This is a genomic window from Arthrobacter sp. Cr_A7 (assembly GCF_029222765.1).
Taxonomy (GTDB): domain Bacteria; phylum Actinomycetota; class Actinomycetes; order Actinomycetales; family Micrococcaceae; genus Arthrobacter.
This window is the reverse complement of sequence record NZ_JARHXQ010000252.1, coordinates 20,606-35,915: the sequence shown is the minus strand read 5'-3', so window position 1 is coordinate 35,915 and position 15,310 is coordinate 20,606. Positions and strand designations below refer to the sequence as shown.

Below are 15,310 nucleotides of genomic sequence, written 5' to 3'. Positions count from 1 at the left end.
CTGTCTGTCGTGCAAAGGAGCACCCAAGATGTCGTCCCACACCGTGCAGAACCCGCACCATTCCGCCCATCCGCCCAACCAGCGCTCCCGGTTCGGCCGGCTGATGCGCGAACTCTGGTTCCAAGTCGTCCTGGGCGCCGTCCTGGGCATCGCCGTCGGCTTCCTCCTCCCCGAAGTCGGCAAACAGCTCACCCCGCTCAGCGACTGGTTCATCGCCCTGGTGAAGATGATCGTCATTCCGGTGGTGTTCTGCGTTGTTTCCCTTGGCATCGCATCCATGGACAGCCTGCGCAAGGCCGGCCGCATCGGTGTGAAGGCACTGGGGTACTTCCTGGTGCTGTCACTGCTGTCGATGCTCATCGGCCTCGTTGTCGCCAACGTCTTCCGTCCCGGCGACGGCATGAACATCGACCCGTCACAGCTGGACTCCAGCAAGGTTCCTGCGAAGGCCAGCGAAGGCTTCGACGGCATCGAATTCGTCAACAACATCATCCCCGAGTCGCTGTTTGGCGCCTTAACCGGCCACACGATCATCGCCGCGCTGATGGTCTCCATCATCTTCGGCGCCGCGATGAACGTCTCCGGTGAAGCCGGTGCCTTCCTGACAAAGGGCATCCAGGCCCTGTCCACAGTGATCTTCAAGATCGTCAACTGGGTCATGCGCCTTGCCCCCATCGGCACCTTCGGCGCCCTGGCGGCAGTGGTGGCCAACTACGGCACCCAAAGCCTGCAGCAACTCGGATACCTCGTCCTGCTGTTCACCGGAACCTGCATCGCGTACGTCCTCGTGGTCCTCGGCATCATCGCCCGTGCCACCGGGCTGAACATTTTCACCGTGATGCGCTACTTCAAGGCCGAACTGCTGATCGCTTTGAGCACCTGCTCCAGCGAAGCGGTCCTTCCGCAGCTGATCAAAAAGCTCGAAGCCATGGGCGTCGGCAAGTCCACCGTCGGCATCGTCATCCCCTCCGGGTTCTCTTTCAACCTCGACGGCTCCGCCGTCTACCTGACCATGGCCTCGGTATTCCTGGCCCAGGCCGTTGGCATGGACCTGTCCTGGGAACAGCAGCTGGTCATGGTCGGCGTCATGATGCTCACCAGCAAAGGCACCGCAGGCATCGCAGGCGGCGCGTTCATCGTCCTGGCCAGCACCCTGAGCTCCGTCGGCGGCATCCCCCTGGCTGCCCTTGCCCTCATCGTCGGCATCGACCGGCTCCTGAACGAAGGACGGGTGTTCATCAACGTGCTGGGCAACGTGATGGCAGCCGTCGTCGTCGGTAAATGGGAAAAGGACTACGACCCCGAACAGGCCCGCAGGGTCCTGCACGCCGCAGGCAAAAAGAAAAACGAAATCCAGGCCAACACCCCGGAACCCGTGGAAACAGACAAAGTCGACGCCCACTAATACCGGAAACGACCGTCAGGGCCGCTGCGCACTCCGTGGCGGCCCTGACGCGCGTGACTACCACTCCAAGCGAAAACCACGCCCACCCGACCACGACGAGGAACGCCCACCATGGCCCCACGCATCCTGATCACCACCGACTACCTCCATGAGGGAGATACCGTGGACCAGCTGCTGCGCGACCACGGCCTCGAACCGGTTTACTCGCACTCCCGTGGGCCACGGACCCCGGCGGAACGCCGCTCGTTGTTCGACGGCATATCCGGCGCGATCCTCGCCAGCGAACCGGTCACCGCCGACATGCTCGCCGGCGCAGCCTCCCTAAAAGTCATCGCGCGCAGCGGCGTCGGTTACGACTCCATCGACATCCAGGCCGCGGCCGCACAAGGAATTAGGGTCTGCAACGCTCCGGGAACAAACCACCACTCTGTCGCCGAACTCACCATCGGACTGATCATCATGGCCGCACGGCGCCTCGGCGAGGTCACCGCCGCCGTCCGCCAAGGCCGCTGGCCCCGCGACGCCGGCCATGAACTGCGCGGCTCCACCCTCGGCATCATCGGCTACGGCCCCAGCGGACGCGCCACCGCAAACCTGGGCACCGCCCTCGGCATGACCGTCCTGGTCAGCACCACCCACCCCGACCCTGACACCAGCAGCACCGTCCGCTTCGCTGATTTCGATACCGTCATCAGCGAGGCGGACTACCTCTCCCTGCACACCCGCGCAGGCCAGAGCATGGGCCCGCTCATCGACGCGTCCCGGCTGCAGGCGATGAGATCCACCGCTGTCCTCATTAACACGGCCCGCGGCTCACTCGTGGACGAAGAAGCCCTGGCCAAGGCACTGTACGACGGCACCATCGCCGGCGCTGCCCTGGACGTGCTCGAGATCGAACCCCTGCCCGCGGACAGCCCCCTCCGGGGCCTGGACAATGTCCTTATTACCTCCCACCTTGCAGGCCAAACAATCCAGGCACGGATCCGTGCGGGGCTGGCCGCCGCGCACGCCGTCATCGATGTCCTCGAAAACCGCGAACCGGCACACCCGGTCGACCGCTAACACCAAACACATCTCACCGACGAAGAAGGATCCTGATGTCGAAATCCCACCGCATCGCAGTCATTCCCGGCGACGGAATCGGCACTGAAGTCGTGCCCGAAGGGCTGCGCGTCCTAAACGCCGCAGCCTCAGCCTTCGACCTCAACCTCAAATACGAACACTTTGACTACGCCTCGGCCGATTACTACACCCGGCACGGGAAGATGCTCCCCGACGGCTGGTTCGACCAGCTGAACCAGTTCGATTCCATCTTCTTCGGCGCAGTTGGATGGCCCGACGTCGTCCCTGACCACATCTCGCTGTGGGGCAGCCTGCTGCAGTTCCGCCGCCACTTCGACCAGTACGTCAGCCTCCGCCCGGTCAAACTCCTGCCCGGCGTGCCCAGCCCCTTGGCCGGCAGGGTCCCGGGAGACGTCGACTTCTACGTCGTACGCGAAAACACCGAAGGCGAATACTCCAGCATCGGCGGAAAAATCTTCGAAGGCACCGACCGCGAAACCGTGGTCCAGGAAACCGTCATGACCCGCACCGGCGTGGACCGGATCCTGAAATACGCCTTCGACCTGGCACAAAGCCGTCCCAAGAAACACCTGACCTCCGCCACGAAGAGCAACGGCATCTCCATCACCATGCCCTACTGGGACGAACGTGTCCAGGAAATGGCCAAGGGCTTCAGTGACGTCAACGTGGACAAGTACCACATCGACATCCTGGCCGCTAACTTCGTCATGCACCCCGACTGGTTCGACGTCGTCGTCGCCAGCAACCTCTTCGGCGACATCCTCTCCGACCTCGGACCCGCCTGCACCGGCACCATCGGCATCGCCCCCAGCGGCAACATCAACCCCGAACGCAAGTTCCCCAGCCTCTTCGAACCCGTCCACGGCTCCGCCCCCGACATCGCCGGCAAAGGCATCGCCAACCCCATCGGCCAAATCTGGTGCGCTGCCATGATGCTCGAACACCTCGGGGAGCCCGAAGCAGCCACCGCCATCACCACCGCCATGGAAACCGTGCTCGCCCAAGGACAACAGGCACTCACACCGGACATGGGCGGCAACGCCACCACAGAAACACTGGGCAAAGCAGTGGCATCAGCCCTCACCGCACCATGACCCCATCACCCGGCCCCACCAGGCAGCAGGAACCTGCCTTCGGAGAGCGGATCATGCTCCGCCAATACATCCATTGGCGCCGGCTGATCGGAACCACCGTCCAGATCCGCCACAACGGCAGCATTATCCGCACCGGGACAGTTGACGATGCCATGGCAGACTCCACAGCACTCTGGATCGCAGGCAACGCCGCACAACCACGCACCATGTACGAAGCCGCACGCGGGATCGCAGTGTGGGCCCACCCGGAAGAAGCCGAAGAGGGTCTCTGCTACCGCATGACATCCACTGCACCATCACTCAACTGACTTAGCACGGAGACCCCATGACGCAGCCCACCTAGATGCCCCAAAGCACCGGAAATACCTCATTCCCAACATCGACTGATGCCTTCCCGAACTTCACCCTAGAGCGCAATATCCAAGCAGAGATCGCCCGCTCCTGGCTCCTGGTCAATGCCATGAAGCCCGAGCTCTTCGACCAGTCGGCAGTGTCCCGCGCCGACTCGATCATCCTGGATATTGAAGATGCCGTGGTCCCGTCGCAGAAGGACCAGGCGCGGAACAACGTGGTGGACTGGCTCACGGCCGGCGGCAAGGCCTGGGTCCGCATCAACGATGCCACCAGCCGCTTCTGGGCTGACGACCTCGCCGGCCTGCGCGGCACGCCCGGCCTCCTGGGCGTCATGCTCGCCAAGACCGAATCGGCGGACCAGGTGACCGAGAGCTTCCACCGCATGGACGGCAAGACGCCCGTTATCCCGCTGGTGGAATCCGCGCTGGGCATCGAGGAAGCCAACCACATCGCCAAGGCACAGGGCGCGTTCCGCCTGGCCTTCGGCTCCGGTGACTTCCGCCGCGACACAGGCATGGCCGCCACCGCCGAGGCCATGGCCTACCCCCGCGCCAAGCTTGTCGTCGCCAGCCGTGTGGGCAACCTGCCGGGCCCCATCGACGGCCCCACCGTCGGCACCAACCACCCCATCCTGCGCGAGCAGACCGGCATCACGGTGATGATGGGCATGACCGGCAAGCTCTGCCTGGCCATTGACCAGACCCCCGTCATCAACGAGGTCATCAGCCCCACGCCATCCGACGTCGCCTGGGCCACCGACTTCATGGCCGACTTCGAAGCCAACGGCCGCGTCATCCGGGACGGCTCCGACCTGCCTCGCCTGGGCCGCGCCGAGAAGATCATGAAGCTCGCGGTAGCCTTCGGCGTGCAGCCGGCAGGTTAGCGGCGCCGCACAGGCGGCCCGAAGCGCCACGGATACCGATGATGATGAACAACCTTCGCCTCCGGCACGTTGCGAGCATTGCCGAAAACAGTCACCCAGATCAGGAAGAGAAAGAATGGCCTACGCAAACTACCGATACAAGGGTCACAACTACCTCGGCGAAGTCCACGGCGAACACGTCATCCCGCTGGCCGGGCTCACCGACATTGGACCGGAAACATCAGCTGATCTCCTTGCCAGTGCCGCCCGTCTAACCGAAGCCCGGGTTAGCGTCTCGGAAGTCACCCTGCGTGCTGCGTCACCAAGGGCCGGAAAAATTCTCTGCGTGGGCCTGAACTACAAAGACCATGCCGACGTGGTCAGCACGGCAGCCTTTCCCGTCCTCTTCCCTAAATACGCGTCCACTCTCATCGGACCAGCGGACGACATCGTCCTGCCCCCGGAATCCGGCCAGGTCGACTTTGAGGGCGAACTCGCCGTCATCATCGGCAAGACAGGCCGCCGCGTCACCGAACAGGACGCTCTGGACCATGTCCTTGGCTATTGCGTCTCCAACGACGTCAGCATGCGCGACTTCCAGAACGAGTCCCACCAATGGTTGCAGGGCAAGATCTGGGACAACACCACCCCGATCGACCCCTACATCGTCACCCCTGCAGAGGCCAACATCACCAAGGCAGGCATCAGCACAACCCTGAACGGGGAAGTTGTCCAAAAATCCGACCTTTCCCACCTGATTTTCGGCATCCCCACACTCGTCGCGACCATCACCGAATTCACCACACTGGAGCCAGGGGACGTCATCCTCACCGGCACACCATCCGGAGTCGGATACCGCCGAGACCCCCAACTTTTCCTCAAAGACGGCGACACTATCACCGTGTCAGTCGAAGGAGTCGGCAGCATCACCAACACAGTCAGGGCAGAATCTGTCTGATCGAACCGTTACCCAGAAGACATCAACGCGCGGCTAAGCGACGCCGGTAGTCGGTCGAAGTACACCCAAAGCTGACGTCAGGCCGGACCTCAGACATGGCTAGTATGAGGTTCAGTCGTCATTTCCCACGTGGCTTGGAAGAGCTCTTGAATCCAAACCTGACACTCCTGACTTAGCGCAGCGTTGACCTCGTCAGGGTCCCGATTAGTGCAAGCTGCAGCGCCGAGTCTCTCAAGTTACCGAGACGTGTAGGCCCAATCCCGCCGTTTGGTCCAAGCACTCGGGGTGTCCCGTTCCTGGGCGTCGTAGTGGCCCTCTCCCCCACGAATTTGTGCGACCTGCAGCAAAGCCTGCTTCGCTTTTGTCGCTCTGATCTTCATGGTGCTGGGCCTTCCCCGCCGCAGTCAGCGCGCCAGATGCTGCTCGTGAACCGAAATTCCCTTCCGTACTGCTGGCCACCACGGGGCTCCTATAAAGCAGACGTATGTGTGGACAATGCCAACACCCCATTTGACAGGACAAACGGAGCCCATACTGCTCCCGCGTGGTAAAGAGGAGCCCTCCAAGAAGAATTTCCTACAAAAGTCGGCGACGTCATGTTGTGCCCGCAGCCCCGGACCATGAATAGGTGTTGGCCACCCACGACCAACCCGACAAAACCGGAACGAGGAACCGCATAACCCCACCACAGCAGGCGGAAGGCCCACCAGCCAGGGACTTGGACCCGCCACCCCACACACCTGAATAGGCTCCGTGGCAGCCAGGCCAATGCCCGCACATCTAGCGTCAGAGGGACGCCACCACAAGCCATGTCAACACGTTAAAGCAAAAACCCCTCTGACGAGGGGATATGCTGTGCCCGAGGTGGGACTCGAACCCACACACCTTTCGATACCGCATTTTGAGTGCGGCGCGTCTGCCAATTCCGCCACTCGGGCGCGGAATACATGGAGCCAAAGAGTACGCCCACAGCTGACTGTGAGCAACGCGATTGCTTCACGTACGCGGAATTACTCTACATGCAGATAGGCTGAATTCCAGAATCGCGCCGCCGACGCCGCAACCGACCCATGCAGATCAAGTACAGGACCGGGGCACCTAAGATAGTGATGTCCCCGCCGTACCTTTCCAAGGAGATCCCGTGACTGAACAGACGGAGTCAAAACCCACGTCCCAGCCGGCGCGCCGCGTCATTGTGGCCGAGGATGAAACCCTCATCCGCCTCGACATCATCGAGATCCTGCGCGGCGAAGGCTATGACGTTGTGGGCGAGGCGGACAACGGCGAAAAGGCCGTCCAGCTCGCCGAGGAACTGAAGCCGGACCTGGTCCTGATGGACGTTAAGATGCCCGTTATGGACGGCATCTCCGCAGCCGAGAAGATCGTCAAGGCCCGCATCGCCCCCGTGGTGCTGCTGACCGCCTTCAGCCAAAAGGAACTCGTGGAGCGCGCCCGCGACGCCGGCGCCATGGCCTATGTGGTCAAGCCCTTCACGCCCGCCGACCTCATCCCCGCGCTCGAGATCGCACTCTCCCGCCACGAGGAGATCAAGGCCCTCGAAAGCGAGGTCTCCGACCTCCAGGAACAGTTCGCCACCCGCAAGCTCGTGGAGCGCGCCAAGAGCCTCCTGACCACCAAGATGGGCCTCACGGAGCCGGAAGCCTTCCGCTGGATCCAGAAGACCTCAATGGACCGCCGCCTCAGCATGCGCGAAGTGGCCGAGACCATCATCAATCAGGTGAACTAACCTTCGTTCCAAACAAAAAGGACCCCCGCCAATCGGCAGGGGTCCTTTTCATTGTCAGAAAGGCTAGGCCTTCTTCTTCTTTTCCGGCCAGGGGCCGAGCTTTTCCTTGTTGCTGGTGACTTCCCCCGCGCGGGTGGAGTCGGCGAGGTCGCCCACCTTGTGCACCTTCAGCGAGTTGGTGGAACCGGCCTTTCCGGGAGGGGAACCGGCAGCGATGACCACCAGGTCACCGTCCTGCACGAGGTCCATCTCCATCAGGCTGCGGTCAACCTGTGCCGTCATGGCATCGGTGTGGTCCACCATCTGCACCAGCACCGGCTGGATGCCCCAGGTGAGGGCCAGCTGGTTCCAGACCTGCTCCACCGGGGTGAAGGCGAAGACCGGCTTGATGGGGCGCAGGCGGGACAGGCGGCGTGCGGAGTCGCCGGACTGCGTGAACGCACAGATGTACTTGGCGTCCAGCTGGTCGGCAATTTCGACGGCGGCACGCGTGATGGCGCCGCCACGGGTCTTGGGCTTGGTCCCCAGCGGAGGGACGCGCTCCAGGCCGTGGACCTCGGTGGATTCGATGATCCGGGCCATGACTTTGACGGTTTCGATCGGGTACTTGCCCACGCTGGTCTCACCGGAAAGCATCACGGCGTCCGCACCGTCGAGCACGGCGTTGGCGCAGTCGGAAGCTTCTGCACGGGTGGGGCGCGGGTTGTCAATCATGGACTCCAGCACCTGGGTTGCCACGATGACCGGCTTGGCCCAGCGGCGGGCCAGCTCGATTGCGCGCTTCTGCACGATCGGCACTTCCTCCAGCGGAAGCTCCACGCCGAGGTCGCCACGGGCCACCATGATCGCGTCGAACGCGTCAATGATCTCGTGGAGCTGGTCCACTGCCTGGGGCTTTTCGATCTTGGCGATGACCGGCACGCGGCGGCCTTCTTCGTCCATGATTTCGTGCACACGCTTGATGTCCGTGGCGTCACGCACGAAGGACAGGGCAACCAGGTCAACACCGCGGCGGATGGCCCACCGCAGATCGTCCTCGTCCTTTTCGCTCAGCGCGGGGACGTTAACGGCAACGCCGGGCAGGTTGATGCCCTTGTTGTTGGACACCATGCCGCCCACGGTTACAGTAGCCACAACCTTGACGTCGTCCACCTCGATGGCACGCAGGGCCACCTTGCCGTCGTCGATCAGCAGGGCATCGCCCACGTTGACGTCTTCGGTGAGGCTCTTCAGGGTGGTGGAGCAGATGTCCTTGGTGCCGGGTACGTCTTCGGTGGTGATGGTGAAGGTGTCACCTTCGGCAAGGGCGTGGGGACCGTCGACAAAACGGCCCAGGCGGATCTTCGGACCCTGCAGGTCGGCCATGATCGCCACGGGCTTGCCGAGGTCGGACGCTGCCTTGCGGACGTTGTCATAGGTGTTGTCATGCACGGAGTAATCGCCGTGGCTCATGTTCATCCGGGCGACGTCAACGCCGGCTTCGAGCACCGCGAGGGTGTTCTCATAGCTGGCAATTGCCGGGCCGAAAGTAGCCACAATTTTTGCGCGTCTCATATACCTACCCTATTGGTCTCTTGCATTGGTTAAGTTGTCGCGGGGGTGAACTTAAGCCCCCGGTGCTGCATTAGAGGACGGCGATGGCGCGGTCCGTCGGCGCGACGGGAGCCGGCAGGATGGTGCTTCCCATCAGGTACTTGTCCACGGCTGCGGCGGCGGCGCGTCCTTCGGCGATGGCCCACACGATGAGGGACTGGCCGCGGCCGGCGTCGCCCGCCACGAAGACACCTTCGGTGTTGGTCATGTAGTAGCCGTCGCGGGACACGTTGCCGCGGCCGTCGAATTCGGCGTGCACCTGTTCGGTGATGCCCGCCGGCTCGGCGCCGGTGAAGCCCAGGGACAGGAACACCAGGTCCGCGGGGATGATTCGCTCGGTGCCGGCCTTGGGCAGGCGCTTGCCGTCAACGAACTCGGTCTCGGCCACCTTGACGCCGGTCAGCTTGCCGTTCTCGCCAACGAATTCCACGGTGGAGGCGAGGTAGGTCCGCTCGCCGCCTTCCTCGTGGGCGCTGGCGACCTCGAAGAGGGTGGGGAACGTCGGCCAGGGCTGGTGGCTGGCGCGCTCGGCCGGCGGCTGCTTGCCGATGGCCAGGGTGGTCACGGATGCAGCGCCGTGCCGGTGCGCGGTGCCGAGGCAGTCCGCGCCGGTGTCGCCGCCGCCGAGGATGACCACGTGCTTGCCCTGCGCATTGATCTGGTTCTCAACTGTCTCCCCCGCCACCACGCGGTTGGCCGGCACCAGGTAGTCCATGGCGAAGTGGATGCCGTCCAGGTCGCGGCCCGGAATGGGCAGGTCGCGCGGGACGGTGGCACCGGTGCAGACCACGACGGCGTCGTAGCGGCGGCGCAGCTGCTCCCACGTCACGTCGGTGCCGACGGCGACGCCGGTCCGGAAGCGGGTGCCTTCCGCCTTCATCTGCTCGACGCGGCGGTCCACCTGCTCCTTTTCCATCTTGAAGTCGGGGATGCCGTAGCGCAGCAGGCCGCCGATCTTGTCGTCGCGCTCGTACACGGCAACGGTGTGGCCCACGCGGGTCAGCTGCTGTGCGACGGCGAGGCCGGCAGGACCGGAGCCAACGACGGCGACGGTCTTGCCGGTGAGGCGCGTCGGGGGCAGCGGGTGGACCCAGTTGTTGTCCCAGGCCTCATCAATGATGGAAACCTCCACCTGCTTGATGGTGACGGCAGGCTGGTTGATCCCCAGGACGCAGGATGCCTCGCACGGGGCGGGGCACAGGCGGCCGGTGAACTCGGGAAAGTTGTTCGTGGCGTGCAGGCGCTCGATCGCTTCCTCGCCCTTATCCCGCCACATCAGGTCATTCCACTCGGGAATGAGGTTGCCCAGCGGGCAGCCCTGGTGGCAGAACGGCACGCCGCAGTCCATGCAGCGGCCGGCCTGGGCCTTCAGGGTGCCTTTTTCCTGAGCTTCGTACACTTCCTTCCAGTCCATGATGCGGACGGGAACGGGACGCCGTGGCTGGGTTTCCCGCTGGCGTACTTTCAAAAATCCGCGTGGATCAGCCACCGGTTACCTCCAGGATTCGAGACCACACTTCTTCGCCGTCGGGGTCAAGGCCCTCTTCAATGGCGTCGAGGCGGGTTTGCAGCACGGCCGCGTAGTCGCGCGGCAGCACCTTGGTAATGCGGGCTGCGGTGTCGTCGAAGTTCTCGAGGAGGCGCGCAGCCAGCTGGGAGTCAGTTTCTTCCACGTGCTTGACCAGCAGGCCGTGCACGATATCGCGGTCCTCGGCGTCCAGCTCGCGGAGCTGGAGTTCGCCGGACTGCAGTGCATCCTTGTTGACCTTGGCAGTATCCAGGTCCAGGACGTAGGCGGTACCGCCGGACATGCCGGCGCCGAAGTTGCGGCCGGTGCGTCCTATGATCAGCGTCTGGCCGCCGGTCATGTACTCGCAGCCGTGGTCGCCAATGCCTTCGACAACGGCGGTGGCACCGGAGTTGCGGACCAGGAAGCGTTCGCCCACCTGGCCGCGCAGGAATATTTCACCGCTCGTGGCGCCGTAGCCGATCACGTTGCCGGCAATGACGTTGGTCTCCGCCTTGAAGACGTTGGTCCGGTCCGGGCGGACGATGATCCGGCCGCCGGACAAGCCCTTGCCCACGTAGTCGTTCGAGTCGCCGTACAGCCGCAGGGTGATGCCGGCGGGCAGGAACGCGCCCAGCGACTGGCCGGCGGTGCCGTTGAGGGTGACGTCGATGGTGTCCGTGGCCAGCACGTCGGTGCCGAACGTCTTGGTGACGACGTGCCCCAGCATGGTGCCCACGGAACGGTCCGTGTTGATGACGTCCACGGCGATCTTCACCGGGCTGCGGTCCGTCAGCGCTTCGGTGGCCATGGTGATCAGGCGCTGGTCGAAGTGCTTGTCCAGCTCATGGTTCTGGCCGGTCATGTTCCGCAGCGGCGCGTCGTCGTCGAACTCCAGCCCGTGCAGGATCGGGTCCAGGTCCAGGCCGTCGGCCTTCCAGTGGTCCACCGCTTCCCGGGTGTCGAGGACTTCGGCGTGGCCGATGGCCTCTTCCAGGCTGCGGAAGCCGAGCTCGGCCAGGATTTCGCGCACTTCCTCGGCAAGGAACTCGAAGAAGTTGACCACGAACTCGGGCTTGCCGGTGAAGCGGGCACGCAGTTCAGGGTTCTGCGTGGCGACGCCCACGGGACAGGTGTCCAGGTGGCAGACGCGCATCATGATGCAGCCTTCCACCACCAGCGGAGCGGTGGCGAAGCCGAACTCCTCGCCGCCCAGCAGCGCTGCGATCACAACGTCGCGTCCGGTCTTGAGCTGGCCGTCAACCTGGACCACCACGCGGTCGCGCAGGCCGTTGAGCATCAGGGTCTGCTGGGTCTCGGCAAGGCCGAGCTCCCACGGGACACCGGCGTGCTTGAGCGAGTTCAGCGGCGAGGCGCCCGTTCCGCCGTCATGGCCGGAAACCAGTACGACGTCGGCCTTCGCCTTGGTCACGCCGGACGCCACGGTGCCGATCCCCACTTCGGACACCAGCTTGACGTGGACCCGGGCCGAGGGGTTGGCACGCTTCGCATCGTAGATGAGCTGCGCGAGGTCCTCGATGGAGTAGATGTCGTGGTGCGGGGGCGGGGAGATGAGTCCGACGCCGGGAGTCGAGTGCCGCGTGCGGGCCACCCACGGGTAGACCTTCTGCGCCATCAGCTGGCCGCCCTCGCCGGGCTTTGCGCCCTGCGCCATCTTGATCTGGATGTCGTCGGCGTTGGTCAGGTAGAGGCTGGTCACGCCGAAACGTCCGGACGCGATCTGCTTGACGGCGGAACGGCGCTTCGGGTCCAGGAGCCGGTCCACGTCCTCGCCGCCTTCGCCGGTGTTGGACTTGCCGCCCAGCTGGTTCATGGCGATGGCCAGCGTCTCGTGGGCTTCCTGCGAGATGGAGCCATAGCTCATGGCCCCGGTGGAGAACCGCTTGACGATGCTGGAGACGGGCTCCACTTCCTCGAGGGGAACGGCCGGGCGCTCATTCTTGAACTTGAGCAGGCCGCGCAGGGTCATCAGGTTGGTGGACTGGTCGTCCACGCCCTTGGTGTACGCCTTGAAGATGTCGTAGCGGCGTTCGCGGGTTGCGTGCTGCAGCCGGAATACCGTCTCCGGGTTGAACAGGTGCGGCTCGCCGTCGCGGCGCCACTGGTACTCGCCGCCGCCCAGCAGCGGGCGGTGGGGCTGCTCGATGCCGCCCTCCGGGTACGCCATCTGGTGGCGGGCCGAGACCTCGGCCGCGATGACGTCCAGGCCCACGCCGCCGAGCTGGGAGTGGGTTCCGGCGAAGAATTCGTCCACCAGTTCCTGACCCAGGCCCAGGGCCTCGAACGTCTGGGCACCGGTGTAGGAGGCGACCGTGGAGATGCCCATCTTGGACATGATCTTCAGGACGCCCTTGCCGAGGCCCTTGATGAGGTTGTAGACGCCGTCCTGCGGGGTGACGCCGGTGACGTCGCCGGCAGCGATCAGCTGCTCCACGGATTCCATGGCCAGGTACGGGTTGACGGCCGAGGCGCCGTAGCCGATGAGCACGGCCACGTGGTGCGTCTCACGGACGTCGCCGGCCTCGACCACCAGGGCGGTCTTGGTGCGGTTGGCGCTGCGGAGCAGGTGGTGGTGCACGGCGGAAACCAGCAGCAGCGACGGGATGGGTGCCCACTGCGCGTTGGAGTCACGGTCCGAGAGCACGATGTACTGGACACCGCGGTTGATGGCACCGGAAACCTGCTCGCAGATCTCGGTGAGCCGGGCGCGCAGGGCGTTCTCGCCGCCTTCGGGGCGGTACAGGCCGCGGACCTTCATGGCCACGCGGTTGCCGTCGGCGTCCTCGATGTTGGCGATCTTGGCGAGCTGGTCGTTGTTGATCACCGGGAAGGGCAGCTGGACCTGGGGCTGGCGGACCTGCTTGGTGTCCAGGAGGTTGCCGTTGGGGCCGATGGCGCACGTCAGCGACGTGACCAGCTCTTCGCGGATGGCATCCAGCGGCGGGTTGGTGACCTGCGCGAAGGACTGCACGAAGTAGTCGAACAGCAGGCGGGGGCGCTTGGACAGCACGGCCACCGGGGTGTCGGATCCCATGGCGCCCAGCGGCTCGGCGCCGGTGCGGGCCATGGGGCCCAGCAGGATCTTCAGTTCCTCGGTTGTGTAGCCGAAGGTGCGCTGGCGGATGTTCACGGACGCAGCCGTGTGCACCACGTGCTCGCGCTCGGGAAGGTCGTTCAGGTCGATCAGGTTGTCCTTGACCCACTCCGCCCACGGGTTGGCGGCGGCAACCTCAGCCTTGACCTCTTCGTCGTCGATGATGCGGCCGGACTCGGTGTCCACCAGGAACATCTTGCCCGGGGACACACGGCCCTTCTTGACTACCTTGGAGGGTTCGACGTCGATGACGCCCACTTCGGAGGCGAAGACGATCAGGCCGTCCTCGGTGATCCAGAAGCGTCCGGGGCGCAGGCCGTTGCGGTCCAGGGTTGCGCCCACCAGGTTGCCGTCGGTAAAGGAGACGGCGGCGGGGCCGTCCCACGGCTCCATCAGCAGGGAGTGGTACTCGTAGAAGGCACGGCGGGCCGGATCCATCGTGGCATGGTTTTCCCACGCCTCGGGGATCATCATCATGATCGAGTGCGTGATGGGCCGGCCGGACAGCCAGAGCAGCTCCGCCACCTCGTCGAAGGACGCGGAGTCGGACGCACCGGGGGTGCAGATGGGGTACAGCTCTTCGGGCGAATCGCCCAGCAGCGGGTTGGCGAGCTGGGACTGGCGCGCGCGCATCCAGTTGCGGTTGCCCTTGACCGTGTTGATTTCGCCGTTGTGCGCGATGGTCCGGAACGGCTGCGCGAGCGGCCAGGACGGGAAGGTGTTGGTGGAGAACCGGGAGTGGACAATCGCCAGCTTGGTCTTGAACCGCTTGTCTGAGAGGTCCGGGTAGAACGGCTCCAGCTGGGCGGTGGTGAGCATGCCCTTGTACACGATGGTGCGCGAGGACAGCGACGGGAAGTACACGCCGAACTTGTTCTGGGCGCGCTTGCGGATACGCCAGGCGCGCGAGTCGAGTTCGTTGCGGTCCAGCTCCTCGCCCGTGGCGGACGCGAGGAAGGGCTGGGAGAAGTAGGGCATGCAGGCGCGGGCCATGGCGCCGACGAGGTCGGCGACGACGGGCACCTCGCGCCAGCCGAGGACCTTGAGTCCTTCATCGGCGGCGAGGCCCTCGATGCCTGCCTTTGCTGCGTCGGCTTCGCGCTGTTCGGCGGGCAGGAACGCGGTGCCGGCCACGTACTGGCCGGGTGCGGGCAGTTCGAACTCGGTGACGGCCCGGAAGAACTCGTCCGGGATCTGCATCAGGAGGCCTGCGCCGTCACCAGTGCCCTCGTCGGCGCCCACGGCACCGCGGTGCTCGAGGTTCCGCAGGGCGGTGAGGGCGGCGTCGACGATGTCGTACCCGGGTTCGCCGCGGAGCGTTGCGATGATCGCAAGACCGCAGGCGTCCTTCTCCTGCTCGGGGTTGTAGAGCCCGGCGGCCTCCGGAAGGGCTGCGAAGCGCTTGAACGGCGACATGGCAGCCTCAGGCTGATCCGGTTCGGACCAGCTGGGAGTGTGAAGAGTTTGGGTCATGGGAGACGTCCTTCCTCCTGATCGTGCGTATGGAAGGGACACCATTGGCCCCACTCGTCGGGCACCGCTCACATGGGCACAACAAAGTGTTACTTACTGGAAATTGTAGGTCAGCCCGG

Annotated in this window: 10 protein-coding genes and 1 tRNA gene; 7 read left to right on the top strand and 4 right to left on the bottom strand. The window is 64.6% G+C overall.

The annotated features are described in order from the left end of the window. From P2Q66_RS15060 to P2Q66_RS15035, 6 genes are all read left to right on the top strand, one after another. Positions 1–1,405, top strand: a 1,405-nt coding sequence (locus P2Q66_RS15060) for a cation:dicarboxylase symporter family transporter (protein ID WP_275729389.1), incomplete at its 5' end; no start/stop codon positions are given. Between the two features lie 111 nt (positions 1,406–1,516). Then, a complete protein-coding gene (locus tag P2Q66_RS15055) occupies positions 1,517–2,467 on the top strand; it encodes a phosphoglycerate dehydrogenase (protein ID WP_275729387.1) in 951 nt (316 codons plus the stop codon). A 35-nt stretch (positions 2,468–2,502) separates the two neighbouring features. After that, positions 2,503–3,582, top strand: coding sequence for a tartrate dehydrogenase (locus tag P2Q66_RS15050; protein ID WP_275729385.1), 1,080 nt, complete (start codon positions 2,503–2,505; stop codon positions 3,580–3,582). Continuing rightward, positions 3,579–3,890: a hypothetical protein gene (locus P2Q66_RS15045; RefSeq protein ID WP_275729384.1), complete on the top strand. Its 312-nt coding sequence runs from the start codon at positions 3,579–3,581 to the stop codon at positions 3,888–3,890. The genes P2Q66_RS15050 and P2Q66_RS15045 overlap by 4 nt, the downstream gene beginning before the upstream one ends. A 35-nt stretch (positions 3,891–3,925) precedes the next feature. After that, positions 3,926–4,819 carry a CoA ester lyase gene (locus tag P2Q66_RS15040; RefSeq protein ID WP_275729381.1) on the top strand — a complete coding sequence of 298 codons (894 nt, stop codon included), beginning with the start codon at positions 3,926–3,928 and terminating at the stop codon, positions 4,817–4,819. Positions 4,820–4,934: 115 nt separating this feature from the next. Continuing rightward, positions 4,935–5,756, top strand: coding sequence for a fumarylacetoacetate hydrolase family protein (locus P2Q66_RS15035; RefSeq protein WP_275729380.1), 822 nt, complete (start codon positions 4,935–4,937; stop codon positions 5,754–5,756). Positions 5,757–6,612: 856 nt separating this feature from the next. Here P2Q66_RS15035 and P2Q66_RS15030 read toward each other — a convergent pair. After that, positions 6,613–6,694: transfer RNA gene (locus P2Q66_RS15030), tRNA-Leu, on the bottom strand. Positions 6,695–6,897: 203 nt separating this feature from the next. Here P2Q66_RS15030 and P2Q66_RS15025 point away from each other — a divergent pair. Continuing rightward, the gene (locus tag P2Q66_RS15025; RefSeq protein WP_009358190.1) at positions 6,898–7,503 is read left to right on the top strand and encodes a response regulator; all 606 of its coding nucleotides are present in this window, start codon (positions 6,898–6,900) and stop codon (positions 7,501–7,503) included. A 63-nt stretch (positions 7,504–7,566) separates the two neighbouring features. Here the strand turns inward: P2Q66_RS15025 and pyk are convergent, their stop codons facing one another. The 3 genes from pyk to gltB all read right to left on the bottom strand — a co-directional run bounded on the left by pyk (position 7,567) and on the right by gltB (position 15,191). Beyond that, positions 7,567–9,057 (bottom strand): pyruvate kinase, encoded by a 1,491-nt coding sequence (pyk, locus tag P2Q66_RS15020; protein WP_115524577.1) that lies wholly within the window; start codon positions 9,055–9,057, stop codon positions 7,567–7,569. A gap of 70 nt (positions 9,058–9,127) precedes the next feature. Then, the gene (locus P2Q66_RS15015) at positions 9,128–10,585 is read right to left on the bottom strand and encodes a glutamate synthase subunit beta (RefSeq protein WP_079597062.1); all 1,458 of its coding nucleotides are present in this window, start codon (positions 10,583–10,585) and stop codon (positions 9,128–9,130) included. Continuing rightward, entirely contained in the window at positions 10,578–15,191 is a 4,614-nt protein-coding gene (gene gltB, locus P2Q66_RS15010) for a glutamate synthase large subunit (RefSeq protein ID WP_115524579.1), read from the bottom strand. The genes P2Q66_RS15015 and gltB overlap by 8 nt, the downstream gene beginning before the upstream one ends. Between the last annotated feature and the right edge of the window lie 119 nt (positions 15,192–15,310).